The following is a 23475-nucleotide window of genomic DNA, read 5'->3' as shown; positions in this document are numbered from 1 at the left end:
CTCCGCGAACCGCCGCCGCCGTGATCCTGTACGAATATCCCTTCAACGAACGCGTTCGGACCTATCTTCGGCTGGAGCAACTGTTTGCACGGCTCGCTGAACTGATGGCCCGATCGAGCCCACTCGACCATCACTTCGCCATCCAAACCATCTTTGAAGTCATGGATGTGGCCGCGCGTGCAGACATGAAGTCAGACGTTCTGAAAGACATCGACCGCCACCGCCTTCAACTCAACAGCTATCGAGGCAACCCTGCCATTTCGGAGCGTGTGCTCGATGAGGTCATCGGACAGCTGGATGCCTGCTTCGCTCAACTCAGCGGTCTGGCAGGCAAAACGGGCCAGTCGCTCACCGAGAACGACTGGTTGATGGCCATACGCAGTCGCATCGGCATCCCTGGCGGCACTTGTGAGTTCGATCTCCCCGCCTATTTCCATTGGCAGCATCGCCCTGTGCAACACCGCCAGGCCGATCTGCAGCGTTGGTCCCAGACATTGGTGCCCTTGGCTGAGGCCATCTCCCTGTTGATGAAGATGATGCGGGACTCAGGCTCTCCCCACAAGGTGATTGCGCCCGGCGGACAGTTTCAACAGAACCTGCCACAAGGCCGGACCTACCAGTTGCTGCGTCTGGCCATTGATCCTCTTCTGGGATTGATACCTGAAATCAGTGGCAATCGGCTGATGCTGTCGGTGCGACTGCTGCGCCAGGGCGACGACGAGCGGCTGCACCCGGCACCGGATGACGCAGCGTTCGAGCTGACGCTCTGCATTTGAACCCGAGGATGAACGCGCCGGACGTTCCCCCGAAACGTGTCCGCTGCCCCGCCTGCGGCGGTCAGAGCGTCTACGCGCCATCCAACCCCTATCGACCATTTTGCAGCGATCGCTGCAAAAACCTGGACCTCGGCGCATGGGCCAGCGAACGGTTTTCGCTGCCCGAGCACGAAATCAACAGCGATCCTGATTTCGAGAAGAGCTGATTTCGTCAGCCCCCATTTCATCGCTGAGCCACGCCAGCACAGGCACCGTGCCAGGCAACACCGGCTCACAACTCACAGGAAGCCGTTCCCAACCGTACCGCTGGCCTTCATGCATCTGCAACGCACCTTCCCAGGTGAAAACCTTGCAGAAGTGCAACCGCACCAGCGCGTGAGGGTAGTCCACCATGGAGGTCTTCCAAAGGTGGGGCTGTCCGATCGTGACGCCAATTTCCTCTTGCAACTCGCGCCGCAGCGCCTGCTCGATCGTTTCGCCAGCTTCCAGCTTGCCTCCAGGAAACTCCCAGTAACCCGCGTAGGCTTTGCCTTCAGGGCGCGATGTGAGCAGAAAACGTCCATCAGGGGCAATGAGCACGCCCACCGCCACCTCGGTCACGGGGCGTTGGCCGCCCTCCGGCTCTGCGCCGCCGCCGTCCACCACCAGTGTTTCGCGCTCAGGTGCCCGTGCCATGGGAGCCAGCGTAATCACGTGCAAACTGGTAGGCCACACGACCGCTGCGCGAACCACGCTCCAGCGCCCACACAAGGGCCTGAGGACGCGCCGCATCGATGTCGGCGGCAGGGACGCCGAATGACGACAGCCATTGCCGCACGATGGCGAGGTACTCGTCCTGGCTGAACGGATAGAAGCTGACCCACAGGCCGAACCGTTCGGACAACGAGATTTTTTCTTCTACCACCTCGCCCGGGTGCACTTCACCGTCGGGTGTGTGCGTGTAGCTGAGGTTTTCCTTCATGTACTCGGGCAGCAGATGACGGCGGTTGCTGGTCGCATAGATCAGCACGTTGTCCCCGGCGGCGGACACCGAACCATCCAGCACGGATTTCAGCGCCTTGTAGCCCGCCTCGCCGTCCTCAAAACTGAGGTCATCGCAAAACACGATGAAGCGCTCGGGCCGATCGGCCACCACATCGACAATATCGGGCAAATCAACCAGATCGCCCTTGTCTACCTCGATCAGTCGCAACCCTTGAGACGCGTACTCGTGCAAGCAAGCCTTGACCAGCGACGATTTTCCGGTACCCCGTGCACCGGTAAGCAAGACGTTGTTGGCGGGCAGGCCCTTCACAAACTGCAGCGTGTTGCGCTGGATCTTGTCTTTCTGCCCGTCAATCTCCTGGAGGTCGGCCAAGTTGATCTCCGCCACGTGCCGGACCGGCTCCAGAGCGCCATGCCCGCTGCTGCGTTTGCGATAGCGAAAGGCGATTGATGCAGACCAGTCAGGCGCACCCAGCGGCTGGGGCAGCACCGACTCGATGCGTTCAATCAGGTGTTCGGCCCGCTGAATGAGCCGTTCGACATGTTCGTTCATCTGCAGCATCCTCGAAGGCCAGCCAGCCTGGGCTCAGGACCGGTAGTCGGCGTTGATGGTCACGTAGTCGTGGCTGAAGTCGCAGGTCCAGACCGTCTCGGTGATGTCGCCCCGTCCAAGCCCGATGCGCACCAGGATCTCCGCCGCCTTCATCACGCGCTGGCCATCTTCTTCGCGATAGTCGGGGTGGCGCCCCCCTTTTCGGACCACATGCACATCGCCCAAGTGCAACTCGATCTTCGTCGCGTCCAGATCGGCGATGCCCGCATAACCCACGGCCGCCAGGATACGGCCGAGGTTCGGATCACTGGCAAAAAACGCAGTCTTCACCAGCGGGGAGTGGGCCACGGCATAGGCGGCCTTGAGGCATTCCTCGCTGTTCTGCCCACCTTCGACGCGCACCGTGATGAACTTGGTGGCGCCTTCGCCATCTCGCACGATGGCGTGGGCAAGGAACTGGGCCACTTCCGTGAGCGCCAGTAGCAGCGCCTGTCCATCCGCGCTGTCCAGGTCTGTCACCGGGTCGTTGCCCGCTTTGCCCGTAGCAACAACGACAAAAGAATCGTTGGTGGACGTGTCCCCGTCCACGGTCACGCGGTTGAAGGACACATCGGCCAGGCGCTTGGCCAGCGTGTTCATGATCGAGGGAGAAACGGCCGCGTCGGTCGCCACGTAGCCCAGCATGGTCGCCATGTTGGGCCGGATCATGCCTGCGCCCTTGGCCATTCCACTCATGGACACGGTCTTGCCACCCAAGCTCACACGGCGGCTGATGGCTTTGGGCAAGGTGTCTGTGGTCATGATGCCCTCGGCTGCCTTGAGCCATTGAGCACCCGAAGCACCCTCGGCGCTGGCCGCGTCGGCCAACGCTGCTGGCAAGCCCGCGATCAGGCGGTCCACCGGCAGCGGCTCCATGATGACTCCGGTGGAGAACGGCAGCACCTGTTCGTGCTTCACCCCCAATGCCAACGCGAGCGCGTGGGCGGTCTGGCGTGCGTGACCAAGGCCCGGCTCACCCGTGCCCGCATTGGCGTTCCCGGTGTTGATCACCATGGCGCGGATGCTCTGCCCCGCGGTCAGGTGTTCGCGGCACACCTGCACCGGTGCGGCCGCATAGCGGTTCTGGGTGAACACGGCTCCCACCACACTGCCTTCGTCCAGCAAAAACACCGTGAGATCTTTGCGGTTGGCCTTGCGGATGCCCGCCTCGGCCACGCCAATGCGCACACCAGCGACCGGCAGCAGGTTGGAGGCGAGTGGAGCGGTGAAATTCACAGCCATGGCAACGGGTTCCTGTCAGAAAAAACCGCGTCGGGCGCGGTGAGTGGGTTTCAGAACGCCAGGGAACGGCTTCGCCAGGCCACCGGCGAGGTCCCCCGAATGGCCATCAGGTCAACGCGCCGTGGCAATGCTTGTATTTTTTGCCACTGCCACAGGGGCAGGGATCGTTGCGCCCCACGCGCGGCATGTCCGCCACCACGGTGCTCGGATCGGTGATGCTTTCCACATCTCCCGTTTCGGTGGGCGCGGTGTAGGTCACATTGGCGATCTGTTCGGCCCGGGCTTCCATCTGCTCAGCCACGGCGGAGATCTGTTCGGCCGACTGGACCCGCACGTTCACCAACACCCGCGTGACATCGTTCTTCACGCTGTCCAGCAACTGCCCGAACAGCTGGAAAGCCTCGCGTTTGTATTCCTGCTTGGGCTGCTTCTGAGCGTAGCCGCGCAGGTGAATGCCCTGGCGCAGGTAGTCCAGCGCCGACAGGTGGTCACGCCACTGGCTGTCAATGGTCTGCAGCAGCACCATGCGCTCGAACTGGGTGAAGTTCTCGTCACCCACCTGCGCCACCTTGTCATCGAACACCTGCTTCGATGCCGCCAGCACGCGCGCCACCACTTCATCGACGTCCATGGACTCCGCATCCGACACCCATGAAGTCACTGGAACGTCCACCGCCCACTCCTCACGCAGCACCCGCTCCAGCCCCGGCAGGTCCCACTGCTCTTCCACGCTGCCCTCAGGCACGAACTGGTGAACCAGATCGGTGAAACAGCCTTCACGCAGCGAGTCGATCTGTGCACGCAAACTTTGCGCGTCGAGAATGTCGTTGCGTTGCTGATAGATGACCTTGCGCTGGTCATTCGACACGTCGTCGTATTCCAGCAGCTGTTTGCGGATGTCAAAGTTGCGCGCTTCCACCTTGCGCTGGGCGCTTTCGATGCTGCGCGTGACAATGCCGGCCTCGATGGCCTCGCCCTCGGGCATCTTCAAGCGGTCCATGATGGCCCGCACCTTGTCGCCAGCGAAGATGCGCATCAGCGAATCGTCCAGGCTCAGGTAAAAGCGCGACGACCCCGGGTCACCCTGGCGACCCGAACGGCCGCGCAGCTGGTTGTCGATGCGACGGCTTTCGTGGCGTTCCGTGGCAATGATGCGAAGGCCACCGAGCGACTTCACCTTGTCGTGGTCCTGCTGCCACTGCTGGCGAAGGGCGTCGATGCGCGACGCCTTGGTCGCTTCATCCAGCGACTCGTCGGATTCGATGGCCGCGCTCATTTTTTCCAGGTTGCCGCCCAGCACGATGTCGGTGCCGCGCCCGGCCATGTTGGTGGCGATCGTGATCGCTCCCGGGCGACCCGCCTGCACGATGATGTCCGCTTCACGAGCGTGCTGTTTGGCGTTCAGCACTTCGTGAGGCAGCTTCTCGGCCACCAGCAGCTCGGCAATGATTTCTGAGTTCTCAATCGACGAGGTGCCCACCAGCACCGGTTGACCGCGCTCGTGACACTCGCGGATGTCCTGGATCGCAGCGAAGTACTTTTCTTTGGTCGTCTTGTACACGCGGTCGAGCTGATCGACGCGCTTGCTGACCCGGTTGGGCGGAATCACCACCGTCTCCAGGCCGTAGATTTCCTGAAACTCGTAGGCTTCGGTGTCCGCCGTGCCGGTCATGCCGGAGAGCTTGCTGTAAAGGCGGAAGTAGTTCTGGAACGTGATCGACGCCATCGTCTGGTTTTCAGGCTGGATGGCGACACCTTCCTTGGCCTCAACCGCCTGATGCAAACCATCACTCCAGCGACGACCCGACATGAGGCGCCCAGTGAACTCGTCAACGATGACGATCTCGCCACCCTGGTTCACATAGTGCTGATCACGGTGATAGAGGTGGTGTGCCTTGAGCGACGTCACCAGGTGGTGCATCAGTGCGATGTTGGCTGGGTCGTACAACGAAGCGCCTTCGGGCAAAAGACCTGCCTGGCTGAGCAGGCGCTCGGCGTTTTCGTGGCCCTGCTCCGTCATGTGAATGGAATGCGCCTTCTCGTCGACCGTGAAGTCGCCGGGGGTGATCACACCTTCCCCGGTGCGCGGATCGGCCTCACCCACTTGGCGGGTCAGGTGCGGGATCAGCTGTTTGATGGCGTTGTAGACGGGGGTCTGGTCTTCAGCCTGGCCGCTGATGATCAGCGGCGTGCGGGCCTCATCGATCAGGATGGAGTCCACCTCGTCCACGATCGCGTAGTTGAGGCTGCGCTGCACGCGGTCTGAAGCCTCGTACACCATGTTGTCACGGAGGTAATCGAAACCGTACTCGTTGTTGGTGCCATAGGTGATGTCTGCGCCGTAAGCGGCTTGCTTGTCTTCACGTGGGGCTTGCGGCAGGTTGATGCCCACCGTGAGCCCCAGGAAGTTGTAGAGCCGTCCCATCCACTGCGCATCGCGACTGGCCAGGTAGTCGTTCACCGTCACGACGTGCACACCCTTGCCGGTCAACGCGTTGAGGTACACCGGCAGCGTTGCGGTCAAGGTCTTGCCCTCACCGGTCCGCATCTCCGCCACCTTGCCATGGTGCAGGGCCAGTCCACCCACCATCTGCACATCAAAGTGGCGCATTTTCATCACGCGCTTGCTGGCCTCACGCACGACGGCAAAGGCCTCTGGCAGGATCGACTCCAGCGATGCACCTTCGGCAACGCGTCGCTTGAAAGTCTCGGTCTGCGCCTTCAGCTCCTCATCGGTGAACTTTTCGAACTGGGGTTCCAGACCATTGATCTGCTCCACCGTTTTGCGGTAGGTCTTGAGCAACCGGTCGTTGCGGCTACCAAATATTTTGGTGAGGATGTTTGTGGCCATAGGTGCAGCCCGGCGCCAGACAACCGTCCGGCCAGGCAAAAAACTCGTTAATCTCCCGCCAGCCTGAGCGGTTAGGCGGCCACAGTGAAGGTGCCGACGAACGCTGCTGATTCAAGAGCAAAGTCGCGATTTTACCCGGCACCCCGGGCGCACCTTCAGGGCCTGCGCCGGACACCCGGAACCAGCTGCGCAGCCGCCAAGGTTTCACCTGCTGCCAGGAAGCGTGCGGGGTCTTGAGGCACACCGCTCACCCACACTTCAAAGTGCAAATGGGGTCCCGTTGATCGACCGGTCGACCCCACTTCAGCAATTCGCTGACCCCGTTTGACGATGTCCCCCTTCTTGACCAGAACGCGCGAGCTGTGCGCATAGCGCGTGATCAGGTCGTTGCCGTGATCCACTTCCACCATGTTCCCGTAGGCGGGGTGAATCTCCTGGACCACGACCACGCCACCAGCGGCAGCAAGGATTGGCGTGCCAATGTCGGCCGGGAAATCCAGACCGGTGTGCAGCGCTGAACGACCCGTGATGGGATCGATGCGGAATCCAAAGGGCGACCCCACCCGCCCACCCGACACCGGCTCCTCGGTGGGCACCATCGTGCGCTGGATCTTCTGGTCGAACAACCGAGACTCGACCACGGTCAACCAGTCGACACCCGACCCGCTGACGCGATCGAGCTGCTCCATGGCTTGTGTCAATTCGGTCATGCCGAGGTCCCGGCCGGCAACAAGCGCACCGCCCGACCCGGGCGCCGGATTCAACTTGAACTCATCCGGCTTGAGCCCGGCCAGACCAGCCACTCGCTCACCCAGTGATTCGATCTGCATCATGCGCGCCTGCATCTCCCCGAGCTTTCGCGCCATGGCGTTGAGGTTCTCCCGCATGTAGAGGTCTTTGGAATCGACTTCGCCCTGAGCCACCAGGCGTGCGACAGGTCCAAAACCGAGCCACCCCTGTCGCACGCCCTGCAAAAACACCCAGTGGTACGCTGCAACGGACCCGAGCATCACCAGCAGCGAAGTAAGGACGGCGATACCAACCAGTTTGATGCCGCTGAGGTGCAACGCGCGGCTTTTGGCCAACCAAGCATCCGTGATAATGATGTGCACAGTTTCACCTTTAGAAACGGCCATGGGCTACACCCGAAGCCGACCCAGCCATGACCGCCAACAGACCGTCCCGCCACACGTTCAGCCTCGAACAGGCGGTGGGAGCTGCACCCAGTCTGGCGGCATTGCAAGAACGCATTCGGGCTTCCGCCCTTTGTTTAAATCAGGTGCGACACCTGATTCCTGCCTCCCTGCAGCGACAGGTCCAAGCGGGGCCCATTGAAGACGGCGAATGGTGTTTGCTGGTGGGCAGTGCCGCAGCATCGACCAAGTTGCGACAGATGTTGCCCGCGTTGCAGCAGGAGCTGACGCAAAACGGTGCGCAGGTTACCTCGATTCGCCTGAAAATCCAAACGCAGGGCCGCTGAAGCGCTTCCCCGCAGTTTGTGGTGCCGCTTGTCTGACTCGAACAGACGACCTATCGCTTACAAGGCGAGTGCTCTACCAACTGAGCTAAAGCGGCGAATCCTGTAGAAGATTTTACTTGACCCGCTTGAGTTGAGGCCTCGGACCACCCTTGCCGGGACCATCGTGCGGGGGCTCATCCCCGGGCTCCACCGCAGAAGAGGCCGTCAGCTCACTGGGAACAGCTCTCAAGGGGCTGCGCACGGCGATGTCCGGCGGAGAGACGGGTTCGGCCGCCGGACTGATCACGGATCGCACGCTGGAAACCACTGGCGCAGGGAACGCCATGCCTTGTCCGTTTTCCCGAGCATAGATCGCCACGACATGCGACACGGGAACCACAATGTCTCTCGCCACGCCACCAAAGCGGGCCTTGAACTCGATAAAGTCGTTCCCCAAGCGCAAGGAGCTGGTGGCATCAAAACTGACATTGAGAACGATCTCACCGTTCTTCACAAACTCCTGCGGGACCTGGACGGAGGCATCCACATGCACCGCGATGTGCGGCGCAAACCCGTTGTCCATGCACCATTCGTGCAGGGCGCGAATGAGGTAAGGGCGGGTGGAGGGGGTGTCCCGATCAGGAAGGCTCATGGTCGCTGTGTGGCAGGCAGGCGCAATGATGAAACCAAAGGGAATTCATCATCGCAATCCCTTACTTGCGCATGACTTTTTCCGACGGTGTCAGTGCCTCGATATAGGCTGGTCGCGAAAAAATGCGCTCAGCGTATTTGAGCAGTGGTGCTGCATTCTTGCTGAGCTCGATGCCATAGAAATCGAGACGCCACAGCAAGGGAGCGATCGCCACATCCAGCATGGAGAAGTTGTCGCCCAGCATGAACTTGTTCTTCAGGAACACCGGGGCGAGTTGTGTCAGCCGGTCGCGAATGTGCGCACGCGCTTTTTCGAGCGCCTTGTCATTGCCTTTGCTGGTGCGAGACTCCAGCACCGAGACATGGGTGAAGAGTTCTTTTTCGAAGTTCAACAGAAACAAGCGAACGCGGGCGCGGTCCACCGGGTCACCAGGCATGAGTTGCGGATGAGGGAAGCGTTCGTCAATGTACTCATTGATGATGTTCGACTCATACAGGATGAGGTCACGCTCAACCAGTATGGGCACCTGCCCATAGGGGTTCATGACGCTGATGTCTTCAGGCTTGTTGTAAAGATCCACATCACGGATCTCAAAATCCATGCCTTTTTCAAACAGGACGAAGCGGCAGCGGTGGGAATAGGGGCAAGTCGTGCCCGAATACAAGACCATCATTGTGGAGTCTCCTCAATACAAAACAGTGGTTTGTCCTACCGCCGATTCGCGGGGCAACAAACCACTGTGAAATCTCCAAAACGCGCCGGCAGAACCAGTGCGTTTCAGAGGGGGTTTACTTGATGTCTTTCCAGAACGCAGCATTCATGCGCCAGGCCACCAATGTGAAGGCTGCAAGAAACAGGAGCACCCACACACCGATGCGCACGCGACTGTTCTGGGCCGGTTCGGCCATCCACTGCAGATAGGCCACCAAATCACCAACGTTCTGATCGTACTGGTCTTGGTTCATGGTGCCGGTTTTGACCGACTCCCAGCCCTTCAGCAGCTGGACTTCTTGACCGTGGCTGTCGTGCTTCTCGAACACGGGCTTGCGCTCACCTTGCAGCTCCCACAAGGGATGCGGCATGCCAATGTTGGGAAACACCAGGTTGTTCCAACCCGTCGGCTTCGTGTCATCGCGATAGTAATTGCGCAGCAGCGTGTAGATGTAGTCGGCGCCAGTTCCGGCACTGCTGGAGCGCGAACGAGCCACCAAGGTCAGGTCGGGTGGATTGGCACCAAACCAGGCCTTGGCTTGTTTCGGATCGATGGAAGCCTTCATGGTGTCACCGATCTTGTCGGTGGCAAAGGTCAGGTTCTCGGCAATCTGTTTGTCGTTCAACCCAATGTCGCGCAGGCGGTTGTAGCGCATGAACGAGGCTGAATGGCAGCTCAGGCAGTAGTTGACAAACAACTTGGCGCCGTTTTGCAAGGCGGCCATGTCGTTGGTGCGCTGAGGTGCTTTATCAAGAGGAAAACCGGCTCCGGCAGCGAGTGCGGCGCCACTCAACCCCACGGCCATCAACAGGCCCAAAAGGACTTTTTTCATTTGTTTGACTCTCCGGATGGGACTCAGTGGGGCTTGAAGGTGACGCGGTTGGGTACCGGCTTGAACTCACCCAGGCGACTCCACCAAGGCATCAGCAGGAAGAAGCCGAAGTAGAACAGCGTACCGACCTGCGAAACGCGCTCACCCACCGGCGATGGAGGCTGCACACCCAGGTAACCCAAGATCAGGAAGTTGATGACAAACACCGTGTAAAGCCACTTGTTCCAACTCGGGCGGTAGCGGATCGACTTGACCGGGCTGTAGTCCAGCCAAGGAAGGAAGAACAGGATCACAACCGCGCCCCCCATGGCGACCACACCCCAGAACTTGGCATCGATGGCCAGCATCAAGGCCACAACGACCACCGCAGCGCCCAACAAGGCACCCTTGAACATGGCGTTGAGTTTGGTTTTCAGCACGCCATACAACGCGGCCAGCAGCACGCAAGCGATCAACGCATACATCATCTCGCTGGTGATGGCGCGCAGCATGGAATAGAACGGCGTGAAATACCAGACCGGGGCAATGTGCAACGGCGTCACCAGCGGATCTGCAGGAATGAAGTTGTTGTACTCCAGAAAGTAGCCACCCAATTCGGGAGCGAAAAAGACGATGGCGGAAAACACCATCAAGAACAGCGACACACCAAAAATGTCGTGCACGCTGTAATAGGGGTGGAACGGAACCCCGTCAAGAGGAATGCCGTTGGCATCTTTCGTGGCCTTGATCTCGACGCCATCGGGGTTGTTGGAGCCCACTTCGTGCAGGGCAATGATGTGCGCCACCACCAGACCCAACAGCACCAAGGGCACGGCAATCACGTGAAAGCTGAAGAACCGGTTCAGCGTGGCGTCACCCACCACATAGTCACCGCGGATCAGCAGCGCCAGATCCGGGCCCACGAAAGGAATCGCAGAGAACAGGTTCACGATCACCTGAGCGCCCCAGTACGACATCTGCCCCCAGGGCAACAGGTAGCCCATGAACGCTTCGGCCATCAACACCAGGAAGATGCCGCAACCGAACACCCAGACCAGTTCGCGTGGCTTGCGGTAAGAACCATAGATCAGCCCACGGAACATGTGCAGATAAACCACCACGAAGAAAGCCGACGCACCGGTGGAGTGCATGTAACGGATCAACCAGCCCCAGGGCACGTCTCTCATGATGTACTCGACCGAAGCAAAGGCCACTGGCACACCTGCTGCGTTGAGGTTGGCATCCGGTTTGAAGTGCATCACCAGGAAGATGCCGGTCACGATCTGGATCACCAGCACCAGCAGGGCCAGCGAACCGAAGATGTACCACCAGTTGAAGTTCTTCGGCGCGTAGTACTCGGCCATGTGCTCATTGAAGAGCTTGGAGAGCGGGAATCGGTTGTCGATCCAGTTCAGCGTCTTCTGAGCCAACGGTGCGTCGGGAGATATTTCTTTGAATTCAGCCATGGAATGCCTCTGTGGTCGGAATGCCTGCAACAAGCAGGTCAGGCTTTTTTGTCTTCGCCGATCAGCAACGTGGTGTCGGACATGTAGTAGTGCGGCGGCACTTCAAGGTTGTCCGGAGCGGGCTTGTTCTTGAACACACGGCCGGCAAGGTCGAAGGTTGAACCATGACAAGCGCAGAGGAAGCCACCCGTCCAGTCATCCGGCAAAGAAGGTTGAGGACCTGGAGTGAACTTGTCTCCCGGCGAGCACCCAAGGTGAGTGCAGATGCCCACACCGACGAAGACATCCGGCTTGATGGAGCGGTGACGGTTTTGCGCGTATTCGGGAGTCGGGAATGCCTTGCGCTCTGATTGTGGGTCGGCCAGTTGAGGCTCAACCTTCTCCAGATCGGCCAGTTGCTGTTCGCTGCGGCGCATGATCCACACTGGCTTGCCGCGCCATTCGACCACACGTTTTTCACCGGGCTGGAGCGTGGAGATGTCCACCTCCACCGCAGCGCCCGCGGCCTTAGCTCGCTCGGAGGGCTGGAAACTGCTCACAAAGGGAACTGCGACAGCGGCTGCTCCCACGCCACCCATGGCGCAGGAAGTGATCAGCCAAGTTCGGCGACTGTTGTCCACGGTCGCAGCGACGGTTGCTTCACTCATGGGGATCTTTCAAAGACGGTTCGAGACAGGATCACTAGGGTCAACCCTGCATTGTACCGGAGCGTTACAAGGTACCTCCCGCTTTCCAGGGCCGCACGCTGGGCCAATCAGGCCTCAGGGCACGTGTCAACCGGGCCCGTCAGCGGCGCGTAATGCTGATATGGCTTGTGCGAAAATTTGCTGACTTATGCAGCCAGCCCGGAGGCATGCGATCCTCATAACAGGAGTACCACATGGCAGTGATGCAGGAATTCAAGGAGTTTGCCCTGAAAGGCAACGTGATGGATCTGGCGGTCGGCGTGATCATCGGGGGGGCGTTCGGCAAGATTGTCGACTCCATCGTTGGCGACCTGATCATGCCCATCGTGAGCAAACTCTTCGGTGGCTTGGACTTTTCCAGCTACTACATCGCTCTGGCGGGGCAGGCTGCGGGACTGCCACTGGCGGAAGCCAAAAAGGCTGGCGCGGTACTGGCCTATGGCAACTTCATCACCATCGCCCTGAATTTCATCATTCTTGCTTTCATCGTCTTCATGATGGTCAAGCAGGTGAACCGCCTCAAAAAGGAGGCACCTGCTGCCCCGCCAGCACCTCCGACAGAAGACGTGCTGCTGCTCCGGGAGATTCGCGACAGCCTGCGCAAGTAAGACGCAGCGCCTCACGCGCCAAATCTGGTGCCGTTGTCATGGCCAGATGGCAACGGACTTTTTTATTGGGAAGATCCAGCGCTCATGCGCATGGCCGCATCGATGGCTGCCAGCAGGCTGGACGCACTGGCCCGTCCTGTTCCCGCCAAATCAAACGCGGTGCCATGGTCGGGACTGGTGCGGATCAGCGGTAACCCCAATGTGGTGTTCACCCCGAACTCCAGCCCAAGCAACTTCACTGGAATAAGTCCCTGGTCGTGGTACATCGCGACCACCACATCGAATTCGCCTTGACGCGCCCTCATGAACACCGTGTCGGGCGCGTGCGGCCCGCTCACGTTCAACCCCATGTCTTTCGCATGGTGTATGGCTGGAGAGATGATGTCGATTTCCTCTCGCCCGAAGAGCCCCCCCTCCCCCGCATGAGGGTTCAGTGCCGCCACCGCGATCCGGGCGTTTGGCATACCGCATCGCCCAAAATGGGCAGCGGTGATGCGAATGGTTTCAACCACGCGTTCCCGCGTGACGGCCTCCAGCGCCTCCCGCAGCGACACGTGAATGCTCACGAGCACGGTGGCGAGACCAGGGCTGCTGAGCATCATTCGCACGGGCATCTGGGCCAGCGTCACACCGGCATGCTCTGCTGACAAGGCCTGAAGAAACTCGGTGTGTCCGGGATGGGCGAGTCCGGCCGCCGACAGCGCCTCCTTATGGACCGGCGCCGTCACCATGGCGCGCGCGCCACCATGAAGAACAAGGTTCGCGGCATAGGCAATGCAATCCGCTGCGGCCCGTCCCGCCGTCGCACTGATGCAACCGAATGGAACCCGCTCCGACAAAACACAGGCCTGCACGGCACGCAACCGATCCGTAGGTGCCGTGGCCCACGCCCCCGCAGCAACCTCCTCCAGCACCAAGGCCTCATTCGCCATGCCTTCGAGCGCATGGGTCAAGTCGATGGCGCGCTGAAGGGTTGGGAGATCTCCTGCCACCAGCACCTGGTTGCGGAGTTCAGGACGCTCACACAATGCGCGGACGATGATCTCCGGACCAATGCCTGCCGGATCACCCATGGTGATGACCACCGGTCTTCCGGATGCGGCTGGCTTGCTGGTCATGTCTCAGGCGGGATTGGGGATATCGATGAAAAGATGTTCGATGTCCAGTTGATCGGCCACATGCGCCGCCACGGCAGGGGCACCATAACGCTCAGACGCGTGGTGCCCGCAGGCGATGTAGGCCACACCACTTTCCCGGGCATAGTGGGCCTGTGGCTCGGAAATCTCTCCGGTGATGAAGACATCCGCACCCGCGGCGATCGCCGCCTCGAAATACCCCTGCGCGCCACCCGTGCACAACGCGATGCGGTTCACAGCCCGATGCCCCTCTCCGATCAGGATCACAGACCGCCCCAGCACCACCTTCACATGATCAGCCAGTTGCGCCAACGAAGATGCACGGCACCCCAGAAACCCCAGTGACTGGTCGCCAAACCGCCCCTCTCCTGGATCGAACAAAGTCACCCCGAGGCGCTGTGCGAGCTGCGCGTTGTTGCCCAGCGAGGCGTGCGCATCCAGCGGCAGGTGGTAGGCGAAGAGGTTGATGTCGTGCGTCAGCAACCGGACAAGGCGCTGTTTCATCCAGCCGGTGACCCTGCCATCTTGGCCACGCCAGAACAGCCCATGGTGCACGAAGAGCGCATCGGCACCCACCTCAATGGCCGCGTCGATCAAGGCCAGGCTGGCGGTCACACCGCTGACCACCTTGTGCACCCTGGGACGTCCTTCGACCTGCAGGCCGTTGGGACCGAAATCTTTGAACAGGGCAGGTTGCAACAGCGCGTCAAACGCAGTGAGCAGGGTTTCGCGGGCAACGCCGCCCGACGGGGATGCAGGAATGGTCATGAGCGGGAGCCAATGGGGCCGGTCTGAACAAAAGCACGCGAAGTGCTTCCGGTGGAACCGCCCTATTCTGTCACCGCTCCGCGATGGCGGCGCACCGCTGCAGCCCGGATCGAATGCGATATCCCGTCAGCCCTGCGCGCGCTGAGCGCGCTCCGACTCTTCCATCTTGCGGTTGAAGAAGCGGTAGAACCAGATGGCCATCCCGATCATGAAAGTGATGCCGGCAATGCTGAACAAGCCGTAATCGGTAGAAAAAAGGTCGGCGATGGCTTTCATCGTGCGCTCCAGTCTTGGTGAACAGGCGACCATTGCACCGCCGATGCGCCAGAAACGCTTTGACGTGGGTCAATCGGCTTGAACGCCCAAAAGCCGTAACCATATGCAGGACAATGCAAACTCACAGTGGTTTCGCTGCCACCGCGGCGTCCACGCAAAACCGAAAACCTCTTTCTCATGAAACGCATCTGGCTGCTTTTTGCCCAATCCGTCACAGTGTTGCTGGCGGCCTTGTTCGTGGTGGCCACGCTCAAGCCCGAATGGCTCAACCGCAGCTCCGTGCTGCCAACCCTGGTTCCGGTCATTGAGTCGACCGGCTCAGTGCTTCCTGGCAGCAGCGCGCCAGCGGTCAACAGCCTGCGCGAAGCGGCCAAGGCAGCATCTCCTGCAGTGGTCAGCATCAACACCAGCAAGGCCCCTGAGAACGCCCCCCAGAGCAATGACCCGTGGTTCCGTTTCTTCTTTGGCGAACAAAATCAGGGACAGCCTCAGGCGGGACTCGGCTCAGGGGTGATCGTCAGCCCGGCCGGCTACATCCTGACCAACAACCATGTCATTGAGGAAGCCGATCAGATCGAGGTCATTCTCAACGATGGCCGCAAGAGTGCGGCACAGGTGATTGGCACCGACCCTGAAACCGATCTCGCCATTCTCAAGGTCGAATTGACCGGCATGCCCGTGATCACGCTCGGCAACTCGGATGCGCTGTCCATCGGCGATCAGGTGCTGGCGATCGGCAACCCTTTCGGCGTCGGGCAGACCGTCACCAGCGGCATCGTCAGTGCGCTGGGGCGCACCCAGCTGGGCATCAACACCTTCGAGAATTTCATCCAGACCGATGCCGCCATCAACCCAGGCAACTCCGGCGGAGCGCTGGTGGACATCAACGGCCACCTCATGGGCATCAACACGGCCATCTACTCGCGCTCAGGCGGATCCATGGGCATCGGCTTCGCCATTCCCACCTCCACCGCACGGAGCGTGATGGACGCCATCGTTCGGGACGGCAAGGTGACACGGGGATGGATTGGCGTTGAACCACAGGACCTGACCCCGGAACTGGCCGAGAGCTTCGCCGTCACACCGGGCACCGGCGTCATCATCACAGGAGTCTTGCAGAACGGCCCCGCCGCACAAGCGGGCATTCGACCCGGTGATGTGGTCACCCATGTGGCGGGCAAGCCCGTAGGCAATGTCGCTCAACTGCTCTCAGCGGTCGCCGCGCTCACACCCGACGCTCCAGCGAAACTGGAACTGGTGAGAAAAGAGACCAAGCTCAGTGTGGATGTCACCCCCGGCAAACGGAACTTGCCGAGACGTCAGGCAAACCGCTGATTTACCACGGGGGAGCGCAATCAACTTGCGGCGTTGTTCGCAGGCTCTTCAGGTGCAGCGGTGTTCCGAATGAACCACTGCGATCCCCAGATACCCAGCTCGTACAGCACACACATCGGTACCGCCAACGCCAGCTGCGAAATCACGTCGGGCGGCGTCACGACGGCGGCGACGATGAAAGCCACCACGATGAAATAGCCACGGAATTCCTTGAGCTGCTTGACCGTCACCATCTTCATCTTCACCAACAAGACCACCACAATTGGCACCTGAAAAGCCAAGCCAAAGGCCAAATACAGCGACAAAATCGCTTCCACATAAGAAGCGATGTCCGGCGTCGCGGCCACACTCTTGGGGGTGAACTGCTGGATGAACCCGAACATCTTGTCGAGCACGAAAAACTGCACAAATGCGATGCCGACGTAAGCCAGCAGACTGCCCAGAATGATCAGCGGCACCGCAAAGCGCTTTTCGTGGCTGTAGAGACCTGGTGCGACGAAGGCCCAGACCTGATACATCCACCATGGCAGCGACAGCAGCAGTGCGGCCATGGCCAACACCTTCAGCGGAATGAAGAAAGGCGAAAACACGCCCACCGCAATCAATTTCGCGTCCGGCGGCATGTGGGCACGGATCGGGACCGCAATCATGTCGATCAGTCCGCTCGGGCCGGGCCAGAACGCAAGGATGGCCATGCAAATGCCCAGCCCCACCATGCCGTAGAGCAAGCGATCACGCAGCTCCATCAGATGCTGGACAAAAGGCTGCTCTGTACCGGCGAGCTCGTCGGTGGATTTGTCGGTGTCGGACATCAGCGGAAAACAGAAGTGGAACGGGGCCGGAAACGGGCCACGCGAGCCGCGCCTGATTGTGTGCGTGTGCGCACTCCAACGCGGGCCTTGTACCACTGTGGCATGGCTTTTTGCTTGATCCGCCAGTTCTTCCGAGGGTGCTTGTAGCTTGGGTAAAGATCGACCCCTAGCCTGCCGAGCGAGTCGTCGTAGCCAGAGGACGGCGCGCCGTCCAGGCCGCTGGTGGCCTCTGACCAAGACTTCTCGAAGTCGTTGGCGCCACTGCTTACCGTGGTTTCAACATCCCGGGCGGCGCTCTCGACCGAATCTTTCATCTTCCTGAGTTCTTCGAGATCCATCGAGCGGTTGACCTCTGCCTTGACGTCGGCGACATAGCGCTGGGCTTTGCCAAGCAAGGCACCCACGGTTCGCGCCACCCGCGGCAGCTTCTCTGGGCCAATCACCACCAGCGCCACAGCGCCGATCAGGGCCAGCTTCGAAATACCAAGATCAATCATGGGTTGTCCGCACCGAAAGGACCCGGGAGACAGATCCTGAAAACGTCTAAGAAGCAGCGGTCAACGGCCTCAGGCATTCAGCTCTTCTGCTTGGCTTCGACGTCGATCGTATTCTTCTCGCTGCGGACGTCTTGCGTGACCTGCCCAGCGGGAGCCGATGCCGATTCGGCAGGGGGTTGCCCGCCATCCTTGATGCCATCCTTGAAGCCTTTGACCGCACCACCCAAGTCAGAACCGATGTTCTTGAGCTTCTTCGTGCCGAACACCATCACCACGATCAACAGAACGATCAGCCAGTGCCAAATGGAAAATGAGCCCATGAATATCTCCAGAAACAAGAATGTGCAGCGCGAAGCGCCGAGTGTCTGATTCTAAGCCCCGGTGAATGGTTCAACCGCGCAGCCAGGGACGTGGACCACCCATCACATGCCAGTGCAGATGCTGAACCTCCTGGCCTCCTTCTGCGCCGGTGTTGCAGACCATGCGAAAGCCCCCGTCGGGGTAAGGGTTGCAGCCCTGCTCCAGCGCCAGTTTCGGCGCAAGCACCATCAGCCGACCCATCAGGCGCTCGTGTTCGGGCGTGAGATGGGCCATCGAGGTGATGTGTTGCTTGGGCACAATGAGAAAGTGCACCGGTGCCCAGGGATTGATGTCGTGAAAGACGTACAGGTCTTCGTCTTCGTGAACCTTTTTCGACGGAATCTGGCCGGCGATGATCTTGCAGAAGATGCAGTTGGGATCGTGTGCGCTCATGTTGGTGATGGTGTTCAATCGGGCATGGCTTGGCTGGCGTTCATGCGCACCATGCCTTTGACGATGCGGTAGAGGAACCAGATCGAAATGACCGCCCAGGCGATGGCTCCGGGCAGGTACAGCAACAGGAACAACGGAGAGGTGACCACATAGAGCACACCGGCCCAGATCACGGTGCGGATGCGCCAAGCAAAATGGCTGGCCTGCCAGGTGCCTTCGGCGTCGCCCTTCTTCACCAGGTCAATGATCAACGCGACGATCAGCAGGCTCGCACCAACCTGTGCTCCAGGGACCACCGCCGCCACGGCCACCACCAGGTGCAACAGGTAGCTGACCCAGCCCACAGTCTTGAGGGACTCGGCCTTCTCGCTGTCAATGGCTTTCACGTCGATGACGTCGCTCATGTCGCTTCCTTTCAGGATTTGGACTCGGCTTCGCGCGCCACCGCCTTGCGCAGCGCTTTTTCTTCCAGGCCACTCAGGCCTTCACGCCGCGAAAGTTCGTCCACCACATCGGTGGGCGTCTTGCCATAGTGCGCCAAGGCGATCATGCAGTGAAACCAGAGATCGGCCACTTCATTGACCAGCTTCTGACCATCACCGCCATGGTCGCAGTCTTTGGCGGCCATCACGGCTTCGGTAGCCTCTTCGCCGATCTTCTTCAGGAAGGCGTCCGGGCCTTTGTGCAGCAAGCGGGCGACATAACTCTTTTCGGGATCACCGCCATTCGCTGGCTTGCGGCTTTCAATCACGGCGGCCAGGCGCGCCAGGGCATCAGAGGAAGACATGGAGGTCACTTGTAAATGGATTCAGGGTCTTTGAGTACTGGATCGACCGCATGCCACTGCCCATTTTCATGACGCTGGAAGAAGCAGCTGTGACGCCCTGTGTGGCAGGCGATGCCCGGCTCATGGCCGAGTTGCGTGACCTTGAGCAGCACCACATCGTTGTCACAGTCGAGACGGATGTCGTGCACCGTCTGCACATGGCCCGACTCTTCGCCCTTGAACCAGAGCTTGTTGCGCGAGCGACTGAAATACACCGCGCGCCCGAGGGCGGCCGTTTTCTCCAGCGCTTCGCGGTTCATCCAGGCAAACATCAGCACATCACCCGTGGCAGCCTCCTGTGCGATCACAGGGACCAGCCCCTGGGCGTCCCATTTCACGTCGTCCAACCAATTCATGCCTTGAATCTACCATGCAGCCCCTTCGACTGGCACTCTGTGCTCATCGGCGTAGGATGAGCCCGACACTCCAACAAGAATACCTGCCCCAACGGGGCGCCAACAAGAGAACATCCATGCGATTCCGAACCCTGCTCCTGATTGCCCTCATCCTGCTGATCGCGGCTTTCGTGGCCCTCAACTTCGAGAGCATCCTCCAACCCACCACGCTCTATCTGGGCGTGACCAATGTCCAAGCGCCTTTGGGTCTGGCGATGCTTGGCATGCTGGTGGCTGTGTTGGTTGTGTTCTTGCTGGCGCTGGTCTACTTCCAGACGACCCACCTCATGGAGGTTCGCCGCATCACCCGCGAAGCCAACGAGCAACGCACCCTGGCCGACAAAGCCGAGGCCTCACGCTTTACAGAGTTGCGGGAGTTTCTGCGCACCGAACTCCAGATCGCGGCAACACGAGACGCCACGTTGTCCGAACAGGTGATCCAGAAGATGGACAGCGTGCGTGCAGCACTCGCCACAACCATCGAACAAACGGGCAATGGAATCAGCGCCAACCTGGGCGAGATCGAAGACCGGCTGGACCGTCAGTTGCCGCCGAGCTCTGTGCGCGCCGAGATCTGAGGTGACCAACGCCCCAGCTGGCGCAGGTACGCACCACATTGCACATGCGCCCCTGGCGCAGCGCCTCGGTGAGCGGTGCCTTGGCCGACTTAAAGCTGTGTGGTGAACGGGTGGGCGCGAGGAGGCGTTTCACAGGGCGCTGGTGCCACCGACCAGAAAGCGCCCCAGCCATCCATTTGCGCGCGGTGAGGCGCACGCCTTGCGCAACGCGACGGCCGCGATAGCGCTCAGTCCCTGTTGGTCATCTGCTTGACCGCCTCGATTCGACGAACGAAGGTCCGTCGGGCTTGCATATAGCATTCACCCCGTCGAGTTCCTTGAGGTCTGGTGGTCAGGCGATGGCCAGTCTCTCAGACCCAATCCGGGGAACCACCCGATACAAGCTATCGAAACTTCACAACTAGATGCGGACCGGAATGCCACGCTCGGCCATGCGCGCCTTGGCTTGAGCAACGGTGTATTCCCCGTAATGGAAGATGCTGGCGGCCAGCACCGCGTCCGCCCCGCCCTGCTGAACGCCATCGGCCAGGTGATCGAGAGTGCCCACCCCACCCGAAGCAATCACCGGCACGTCCACGGCGTCGGCCACAGCACGGGTGAGCGCGAGATCGAAGCCCGACTTGGTGCCGTCGCGGTCCATGCTGGTGAGCAGGATCTCGCCGGCACCGAAGTCGGCCATCTGCCTGGCCCAGGCCACGGCATCGAGCCCGGTGTTCTTGCGCCCTCCGTGGCTGTAGACGTCCCAGCCTTCGCCACGCAGGACCAGGTCATCGCCGTGACGGCGCTTGGCGTCGATGGCCACCACGATGCACTGTGCTCCGTATTTGTCGGACGCGTCTCGGATGACCTGCGGGTTGGCGATCGCCGCCGAGTTGAAACTGGTCTTGTCCGCGCCCGCGTTGAGCAGGCGGCGCACATCCTCCACCGTGCGCACGCCGCCGCCCACCGTGAGCGGGATGAACACCTGCGAAGCCACGGCTTCGATGATGTGCAGGATCAGGTCGCGCCCGTCGCTGGTGGCTGTGATGTCCAGAAAGGTCAGCTCGTCCGCGCCCTGCTCGTTGTAGCGCGCCGCAATTTCCACCGGGTCGCCGGCGTCGCGAAGCTCGACGAAGTTGACGCCCTTGACCACGCGACCACCGGTCACGTCCAGGCAGGGAATGATGCGTTTGGCAAGCATCTTGATCTGCTATCCGTTGAGCTCGTCGGCCAGCTGCTGCGCGGCTTCGAAGTCCAGATCACCGCTGTAAATGGATCGACCACAGATCACGCCCTCGACGCCCTCGTCCTCGACGCCGCAAAGCTTGCGGATGTCTTCCAGGTTGGACAGACCACCCGAAGCGATGACGGGAATGGTCAACGCCTGCGCCAGCTTGACGGTGGCTTCGATGTTGATGCCCGAAAGCATGCCGTCGCGGCCGATGTCGGTGTAGATGATGGATTCGACACCGTAGTCTTCGAACTTCTTGCCCAGGTCCACCACTTCGTGGCCGGTGAGCTTGCTCCAGCCATCGGTGGCGACCTTGCCGTCCTTGGCGTCCAGACCCACGATGATGTGTCCGCCGAAGGCGGTACAGGCGTCCTGCAGGAACCCCGGGTTCTTCACCGCAGCAGTACCGATGATCACGTAGCGTAGGCCAGCGTCAAGGTAGCGCTCGATGGTGTCGAGATCGCGGATGCCGCCGCCCAATTGCACGTCCACCTCTGAACCGATGCTCTTGAGGATGGCGCGGATGGCCTGTTCGTTTTTCGGTTTGCCGGCAAAGGCCCCGTTGAGGTCCACCAGGTGCACGCGGCGTGCACCCTTGTCGACCCAGCCCCGCGCCACGGCGGCGGGGTCTTCGCCGAACACGGTGGTCTGGTCCATGTCGCCCTGCTTGAGGCGAACGCACTGGCCGTCTTTGAGATCAATGGCGGGAATCAGCAACATGATGGTGTCAATACAAGCGGAAGGACTCAGGGATTCCAGTGGAGGAAGTTGCGGTAGAGCGCCAGCCCCTGATCGGCGCTCTTTTCGGGGTGAAACTGGGTTGCAAAGATATTGTCACGGGCAATCGCCGCAGCGAACCGACCACCGTAGTCGGCCTCGCCCACACAATGCTGCAGACTGGCCGGGTGCGCGTAGTAGCTGTGCACAAAATAAAAATAGGCGCCGTCATCGATGCCGGTCCACAGCGGATGTGCCGCACCGCGGCCCAGCTCGTGGAACACCTGGTTCCAGCCCATCTGCGGCACCTTGTACCGGCTGCCGTCGGCCTGCAGGCGGCCTTCGAGGCGGAAGCGCACCACTTCACCCGGAATCAGACCCAGGCCATCGGTCGGACCTTCTTCGCTGCGGTCGAGCAACATCTGCATGCCCACGCAGACACCAAAGAGCGGTTTGTTGGCTGCTGCGTGCAACACGGCCTCTTTCATACCGGAAGCCGCCAGTTCGTTCATGCAGTCGGCCATGTGGCCTTGCCCGGGCAGCACCACGCGTTCGGCGTCGAAGACCGCCTGGGGATCGGACGTGACAAGCACATCCAGACCGCTGCCCGCAGCCACATGCACCACGGCCTGCGACACGGAGCGCAGATTACCGCTGCCGTAGTCCACCACGGCGACTGTCTTGGTTTTCATCGGAGCGAGGAAACAGAAGAACTCAGAGTGAGCCTTTGGTCGAGGGAATCACGTCACCCAGGCGCGCGTCGCGCTCCAGCGCCATGCGCAGCGCACGGGCAAAGGCCTTGAACACGGTCTCGGCCTGGTGGTGGGCATTTTCACCGTGCAGGTTGTCGATGTGCAGCGTCACACCCGCATGGTTGACGAACCCCTGGAAAAACTCGAAGGCCAGCTGCGTGTCGAAACCACCAACCATGCCGCTCTTGAACGGCACGCGCATGTGCAGGCCGGGGCGGCCCGAAAAATCGACCACCACGCGCGACAAGGCTTCGTCCAGCGGCACATAGGCGTGGCCGTAGCGGCGGATGCCCTTCTTGTCGCCCACAGCCTTGGCAAAGGCCTGGCCGAGCGTGATGCCCACGTCTTCCACCGTGTGGTGGCCGTCGATGTGCAGGTCACCCTTGGCGTTGATGTCCAGATCGATCAGCCCATGGCGGGCGATCTGGTCGAGCATGTGGTCAAAAAAACCGATGCCGGTGGACAGCTTGGCCACACCCGAACCGTCGAGGTTGATGCGCACGCTGATCTGCGTTTCCGCGGTGTTGCGCTGGACGTCGGCCACGCGGTGGGCGGCAGCGGCAGGGGAAACGGAGGACATG

Annotated in this window: 30 protein-coding genes and 1 tRNA gene; 6 read left to right on the top strand and 25 right to left on the bottom strand. The window is 60.7% G+C overall.

The window, feature by feature from the left end; translation table 11 throughout:
- Nucleotides 1-20: 20 nt before the first annotated feature.
- Nucleotides 21-776: a cell division protein ZapD gene (gene zapD / locus IM738_RS01640; RefSeq protein ID WP_236964167.1), complete on the top strand. Its 756-nt coding sequence runs from the start codon at nt 21-23 to the stop codon at nt 774-776.
- Nucleotides 777-784: 8 nt separating this feature from the next.
- Entirely contained in the window at nt 785-982 is a 198-nt protein-coding gene (locus tag IM738_RS01635) for a DNA gyrase inhibitor YacG (RefSeq protein ID WP_236964166.1), read from the top strand.
- On the opposite strand, the gene IM738_RS01630 is transcribed toward IM738_RS01635, so the two are convergent.
- The 5 genes from IM738_RS01630 to IM738_RS01610 all read right to left on the bottom strand — a co-directional run bounded on the left by IM738_RS01630 (nt 951) and on the right by IM738_RS01610 (nt 7581).
- Nucleotides 951-1451, bottom strand: a complete 501-nt coding sequence (locus IM738_RS01630) for an NUDIX domain-containing protein (protein WP_236964165.1) — start codon at nt 1449-1451, stop codon at nt 951-953. The genes IM738_RS01635 and IM738_RS01630 overlap by 32 nt on opposite strands.
- Complete coding sequence (locus tag IM738_RS01625; protein WP_236964164.1) at nt 1435-2313, bottom strand: ATP-binding protein; 879 nt, start codon at nt 2311-2313, stop codon at nt 1435-1437. Before IM738_RS01625 ends, IM738_RS01630 begins: the two co-directional genes overlap by 17 nt.
- 33 nt (nt 2314-2346) lie before the next feature.
- A complete protein-coding gene (argJ, locus tag IM738_RS01620; protein ID WP_236964163.1) occupies nt 2347-3594 on the bottom strand; it encodes a bifunctional glutamate N-acetyltransferase/amino-acid acetyltransferase ArgJ in 1248 nt (415 codons plus the stop codon).
- A 106-nt stretch (nt 3595-3700) separates the two neighbouring features.
- A complete protein-coding gene (gene secA / locus IM738_RS01615; RefSeq protein WP_236964162.1) occupies nt 3701-6445 on the bottom strand; it encodes a preprotein translocase subunit SecA in 2745 nt (914 codons plus the stop codon).
- 155 nt (nt 6446-6600) lie between these two features.
- The gene (locus IM738_RS01610; RefSeq protein WP_236964161.1) at nt 6601-7581 is read right to left on the bottom strand and encodes a M23 family metallopeptidase; all 981 of its coding nucleotides are present in this window, start codon (nt 7579-7581) and stop codon (nt 6601-6603) included.
- 26 nt (nt 7582-7607) lie between these two features.
- Between IM738_RS01610 and IM738_RS01605 the strand changes: the two genes are divergently transcribed.
- A complete protein-coding gene (locus IM738_RS01605) occupies nt 7608-7925 on the top strand; it encodes a DciA family protein (RefSeq protein WP_236964160.1) in 318 nt (105 codons plus the stop codon).
- Between the two features lie 19 nt (nt 7926-7944).
- Here IM738_RS01605 and IM738_RS01600 read toward each other — a convergent pair.
- The 6 genes from IM738_RS01600 to petA form a co-directional block, all read right to left on the bottom strand.
- Nucleotides 7945-8020, bottom strand: a tRNA-Thr gene (locus tag IM738_RS01600).
- A gap of 17 nt (nt 8021-8037) precedes the next feature.
- Entirely contained in the window at nt 8038-8556 is a 519-nt protein-coding gene (locus IM738_RS01595) for a ClpXP protease specificity-enhancing factor (RefSeq protein ID WP_236964159.1), read from the bottom strand.
- A 61-nt stretch (nt 8557-8617) separates the two neighbouring features.
- Nucleotides 8618-9229: a glutathione S-transferase N-terminal domain-containing protein gene (locus IM738_RS01590; protein WP_077327661.1), complete on the bottom strand. Its 612-nt coding sequence runs from the start codon at nt 9227-9229 to the stop codon at nt 8618-8620.
- A gap of 115 nt (nt 9230-9344) precedes the next feature.
- Nucleotides 9345-10100 carry a cytochrome c1 gene (locus IM738_RS01585; protein WP_236964158.1) on the bottom strand — a complete coding sequence of 252 codons (756 nt, stop codon included), beginning with the start codon at nt 10098-10100 and terminating at the stop codon, nt 9345-9347.
- A gap of 23 nt (nt 10101-10123) precedes the next feature.
- Entirely contained in the window at nt 10124-11545 is a 1422-nt protein-coding gene (locus IM738_RS01580) for a cytochrome b (protein ID WP_236964157.1), read from the bottom strand.
- A gap of 38 nt (nt 11546-11583) precedes the next feature.
- Complete coding sequence (gene petA, locus IM738_RS01575; protein ID WP_236964156.1) at nt 11584-12192, bottom strand: ubiquinol-cytochrome c reductase iron-sulfur subunit; 609 nt, start codon at nt 12190-12192, stop codon at nt 11584-11586.
- A gap of 233 nt (nt 12193-12425) precedes the next feature.
- On the opposite strand from petA, the gene mscL reads away from it, so the two are divergent.
- Nucleotides 12426-12839 (top strand): large conductance mechanosensitive channel protein MscL, encoded by a 414-nt coding sequence (mscL, locus tag IM738_RS01570; protein WP_236964155.1) that lies wholly within the window; start codon nt 12426-12428, stop codon nt 12837-12839.
- 62 nt (nt 12840-12901) lie between these two features.
- On the opposite strand, the gene pdxA is transcribed toward mscL, so the two are convergent.
- The 3 genes from pdxA to IM738_RS01555 form a co-directional block, all read right to left on the bottom strand.
- Nucleotides 12902-13957, bottom strand: coding sequence for a 4-hydroxythreonine-4-phosphate dehydrogenase PdxA (pdxA, locus tag IM738_RS01565; RefSeq protein ID WP_236964154.1), 1056 nt, complete (start codon nt 13955-13957; stop codon nt 12902-12904).
- A gap of 3 nt (nt 13958-13960) precedes the next feature.
- Entirely contained in the window at nt 13961-14743 is a 783-nt protein-coding gene (locus IM738_RS01560) for a Nif3-like dinuclear metal center hexameric protein (RefSeq protein WP_236964153.1), read from the bottom strand.
- A gap of 126 nt (nt 14744-14869) precedes the next feature.
- Nucleotides 14870-15019 (bottom strand): DUF3149 domain-containing protein, encoded by a 150-nt coding sequence (locus IM738_RS01555; protein ID WP_236964152.1) that lies wholly within the window; start codon nt 15017-15019, stop codon nt 14870-14872.
- 177 nt (nt 15020-15196) lie between these two features.
- Between IM738_RS01555 and IM738_RS01550 the strand changes: the two genes are divergently transcribed.
- Nucleotides 15197-16354: a trypsin-like peptidase domain-containing protein gene (locus IM738_RS01550; RefSeq protein WP_236964151.1), complete on the top strand. Its 1158-nt coding sequence runs from the start codon at nt 15197-15199 to the stop codon at nt 16352-16354.
- 20 nt (nt 16355-16374) lie between these two features.
- Here IM738_RS01550 and tatC read toward each other — a convergent pair whose 3' ends face one another.
- The 7 genes from tatC to hisI all read right to left on the bottom strand — a co-directional run bounded on the left by tatC (nt 16375) and on the right by hisI (nt 19607).
- Nucleotides 16375-17166, bottom strand: a complete 792-nt coding sequence (gene tatC, locus IM738_RS01545; protein ID WP_236964150.1) for a twin-arginine translocase subunit TatC — start codon at nt 17164-17166, stop codon at nt 16375-16377.
- A complete protein-coding gene (locus tag IM738_RS01540) occupies nt 17166-17663 on the bottom strand; it encodes a Sec-independent protein translocase subunit TatA/TatB (protein ID WP_236964149.1) in 498 nt (165 codons plus the stop codon). The genes tatC and IM738_RS01540 overlap by 1 nt, the downstream gene beginning before the upstream one ends.
- A 77-nt stretch (nt 17664-17740) precedes the next feature.
- Nucleotides 17741-17983, bottom strand: coding sequence for a Sec-independent protein translocase subunit TatA (tatA, locus tag IM738_RS01535; RefSeq protein WP_236964148.1), 243 nt, complete (start codon nt 17981-17983; stop codon nt 17741-17743).
- Nucleotides 17984-18053: 70 nt separating this feature from the next.
- A complete protein-coding gene (locus tag IM738_RS01530; RefSeq protein ID WP_236964147.1) occupies nt 18054-18416 on the bottom strand; it encodes a histidine triad nucleotide-binding protein in 363 nt (120 codons plus the stop codon).
- Nucleotides 18417-18430: 14 nt separating this feature from the next.
- Complete coding sequence (locus IM738_RS01525) at nt 18431-18820, bottom strand: DUF4870 family protein (protein WP_236964146.1); 390 nt, start codon at nt 18818-18820, stop codon at nt 18431-18433.
- Between the two features lie 11 nt (nt 18821-18831).
- Nucleotides 18832-19203 carry a phosphoribosyl-ATP diphosphatase gene (locus tag IM738_RS01520; RefSeq protein WP_236964145.1) on the bottom strand — a complete coding sequence of 124 codons (372 nt, stop codon included), beginning with the start codon at nt 19201-19203 and terminating at the stop codon, nt 18832-18834.
- 5 nt (nt 19204-19208) lie between these two features.
- Complete coding sequence (gene hisI, locus IM738_RS01515) at nt 19209-19607, bottom strand: phosphoribosyl-AMP cyclohydrolase (RefSeq protein ID WP_236966435.1); 399 nt, start codon at nt 19605-19607, stop codon at nt 19209-19211.
- A gap of 107 nt (nt 19608-19714) precedes the next feature.
- Here hisI and IM738_RS01510 point away from each other — a divergent pair, with 107 nt between their 5' ends.
- Complete coding sequence (locus IM738_RS01510; protein WP_236964144.1) at nt 19715-20215, top strand: LapA family protein; 501 nt, start codon at nt 19715-19717, stop codon at nt 20213-20215.
- A gap of 400 nt (nt 20216-20615) precedes the next feature.
- Here IM738_RS01510 and hisF read toward each other — a convergent pair whose 3' ends face one another.
- From hisF to hisB, 4 genes are read right to left on the bottom strand one after another with little or no spacing between them, the layout of a single operon-like run.
- On the bottom strand, nt 20616-21395 hold the full coding sequence (hisF, locus tag IM738_RS01505; protein ID WP_236964143.1) for an imidazole glycerol phosphate synthase subunit HisF: 780 nt from the start codon (nt 21393-21395) through the stop codon (nt 20616-20618).
- Nucleotides 21396-21404: 9 nt separating this feature from the next.
- Nucleotides 21405-22145 carry a 1-(5-phosphoribosyl)-5-[(5-phosphoribosylamino)methylideneamino]imidazole-4-carboxamide isomerase gene (gene hisA / locus IM738_RS01500; RefSeq protein ID WP_236964142.1) on the bottom strand — a complete coding sequence of 247 codons (741 nt, stop codon included), beginning with the start codon at nt 22143-22145 and terminating at the stop codon, nt 21405-21407.
- A 26-nt stretch (nt 22146-22171) separates the two neighbouring features.
- Nucleotides 22172-22834, bottom strand: coding sequence for an imidazole glycerol phosphate synthase subunit HisH (hisH, locus tag IM738_RS01495; protein ID WP_236964141.1), 663 nt, complete (start codon nt 22832-22834; stop codon nt 22172-22174).
- A gap of 22 nt (nt 22835-22856) precedes the next feature.
- Entirely contained in the window at nt 22857-23474 is a 618-nt protein-coding gene (gene hisB, locus IM738_RS01490) for an imidazoleglycerol-phosphate dehydratase HisB (RefSeq protein WP_236964140.1), read from the bottom strand.
- Nucleotide 23475: the final 1 nt, after the last annotated feature.

The organism is Hydrogenophaga sp. SL48 (assembly GCF_021729865.1).
Taxonomy (GTDB): Bacteria; Pseudomonadota; Gammaproteobacteria; order Burkholderiales; family Burkholderiaceae_C; genus Hydrogenophaga.
This window is presented reverse-complemented; position numbering and strand designations above follow the sequence as displayed.

What these genes read in the sequence shown, in the direction of transcription:
- IM738_RS01630 (WP_236964165.1), bottom strand. Translation starts at nt 1,451, where the DNA reads ATGGCACGGGCACCTGAGCGCGAAACACTGGTGGTGGACGGCGGCGGC.
- IM738_RS01590 (WP_077327661.1), bottom strand. Translation starts at nt 9,229, where the DNA reads ATGATGGTCTTGTATTCGGGCACGACTTGCCCCTATTCCCACCGCTGC.
- hisA (WP_236964142.1), bottom strand. Translation starts at nt 22,145, where the DNA reads ATGTTGCTGATTCCCGCCATTGATCTCAAAGACGGCCAGTGCGTTCGC.
- IM738_RS01555 (WP_236964152.1), bottom strand. Translation starts at nt 15,019, where the DNA reads ATGAAAGCCATCGCCGACCTTTTTTCTACCGATTACGGCTTGTTCAGC.
- hisH (WP_236964141.1), bottom strand. Translation starts at nt 22,834, where the DNA reads ATGAAAACCAAGACAGTCGCCGTGGTGGACTACGGCAGCGGTAATCTG.
- IM738_RS01520 (WP_236964145.1), bottom strand. Translation starts at nt 19,203, where the DNA reads ATGTCTTCCTCTGATGCCCTGGCGCGCCTGGCCGCCGTGATTGAAAGC.
- IM738_RS01635 (WP_236964166.1), top strand. Translation starts at nt 785, where the DNA reads ATGAACGCGCCGGACGTTCCCCCGAAACGTGTCCGCTGCCCCGCCTGC.
- IM738_RS01610 (WP_236964161.1), bottom strand. Translation starts at nt 7,581, where the DNA reads ATGGCCGTTTCTAAAGGTGAAACTGTGCACATCATTATCACGGATGCT.
- mscL (WP_236964155.1), top strand. Translation starts at nt 12,426, where the DNA reads ATGGCAGTGATGCAGGAATTCAAGGAGTTTGCCCTGAAAGGCAACGTG.
- IM738_RS01605 (WP_236964160.1), top strand. Translation starts at nt 7,608, where the DNA reads ATGACCGCCAACAGACCGTCCCGCCACACGTTCAGCCTCGAACAGGCG.
- secA (WP_236964162.1), bottom strand. Translation starts at nt 6,445, where the DNA reads ATGGCCACAAACATCCTCACCAAAATATTTGGTAGCCGCAACGACCGG.
- IM738_RS01550 (WP_236964151.1), top strand. Translation starts at nt 15,197, where the DNA reads ATGAAACGCATCTGGCTGCTTTTTGCCCAATCCGTCACAGTGTTGCTG.
- IM738_RS01510 (WP_236964144.1), top strand. Translation starts at nt 19,715, where the DNA reads ATGCGATTCCGAACCCTGCTCCTGATTGCCCTCATCCTGCTGATCGCG.
- IM738_RS01580 (WP_236964157.1), bottom strand. Translation starts at nt 11,545, where the DNA reads ATGGCTGAATTCAAAGAAATATCTCCCGACGCACCGTTGGCTCAGAAG.
- argJ (WP_236964163.1), bottom strand. Translation starts at nt 3,594, where the DNA reads ATGGCTGTGAATTTCACCGCTCCACTCGCCTCCAACCTGCTGCCGGTC.
- IM738_RS01540 (WP_236964149.1), bottom strand. Translation starts at nt 17,663, where the DNA reads ATGATTGATCTTGGTATTTCGAAGCTGGCCCTGATCGGCGCTGTGGCG.
- IM738_RS01560 (WP_236964153.1), bottom strand. Translation starts at nt 14,743, where the DNA reads ATGACCATTCCTGCATCCCCGTCGGGCGGCGTTGCCCGCGAAACCCTG.
- hisF (WP_236964143.1), bottom strand. Translation starts at nt 21,395, where the DNA reads ATGCTTGCCAAACGCATCATTCCCTGCCTGGACGTGACCGGTGGTCGC.
- IM738_RS01585 (WP_236964158.1), bottom strand. Translation starts at nt 10,100, where the DNA reads ATGAAAAAAGTCCTTTTGGGCCTGTTGATGGCCGTGGGGTTGAGTGGC.
- IM738_RS01530 (WP_236964147.1), bottom strand. Translation starts at nt 18,416, where the DNA reads ATGAGCGCACACGATCCCAACTGCATCTTCTGCAAGATCATCGCCGGC.
- petA (WP_236964156.1), bottom strand. Translation starts at nt 12,192, where the DNA reads ATGAGTGAAGCAACCGTCGCTGCGACCGTGGACAACAGTCGCCGAACT.
- IM738_RS01525 (WP_236964146.1), bottom strand. Translation starts at nt 18,820, where the DNA reads ATGAGCGACGTCATCGACGTGAAAGCCATTGACAGCGAGAAGGCCGAG.
- IM738_RS01625 (WP_236964164.1), bottom strand. Translation starts at nt 2,313, where the DNA reads ATGAACGAACATGTCGAACGGCTCATTCAGCGGGCCGAACACCTGATT.
- pdxA (WP_236964154.1), bottom strand. Translation starts at nt 13,957, where the DNA reads ATGACCAGCAAGCCAGCCGCATCCGGAAGACCGGTGGTCATCACCATG.
- tatC (WP_236964150.1), bottom strand. Translation starts at nt 17,166, where the DNA reads ATGTCCGACACCGACAAATCCACCGACGAGCTCGCCGGTACAGAGCAG.
- tatA (WP_236964148.1), bottom strand. Translation starts at nt 17,983, where the DNA reads ATGGGCTCATTTTCCATTTGGCACTGGCTGATCGTTCTGTTGATCGTG.
- IM738_RS01595 (WP_236964159.1), bottom strand. Translation starts at nt 8,556, where the DNA reads ATGAGCCTTCCTGATCGGGACACCCCCTCCACCCGCCCTTACCTCATT.
- hisB (WP_236964140.1), bottom strand. Translation starts at nt 23,474, where the DNA reads ATGTCCTCCGTTTCCCCTGCCGCTGCCGCCCACCGCGTGGCCGACGTC.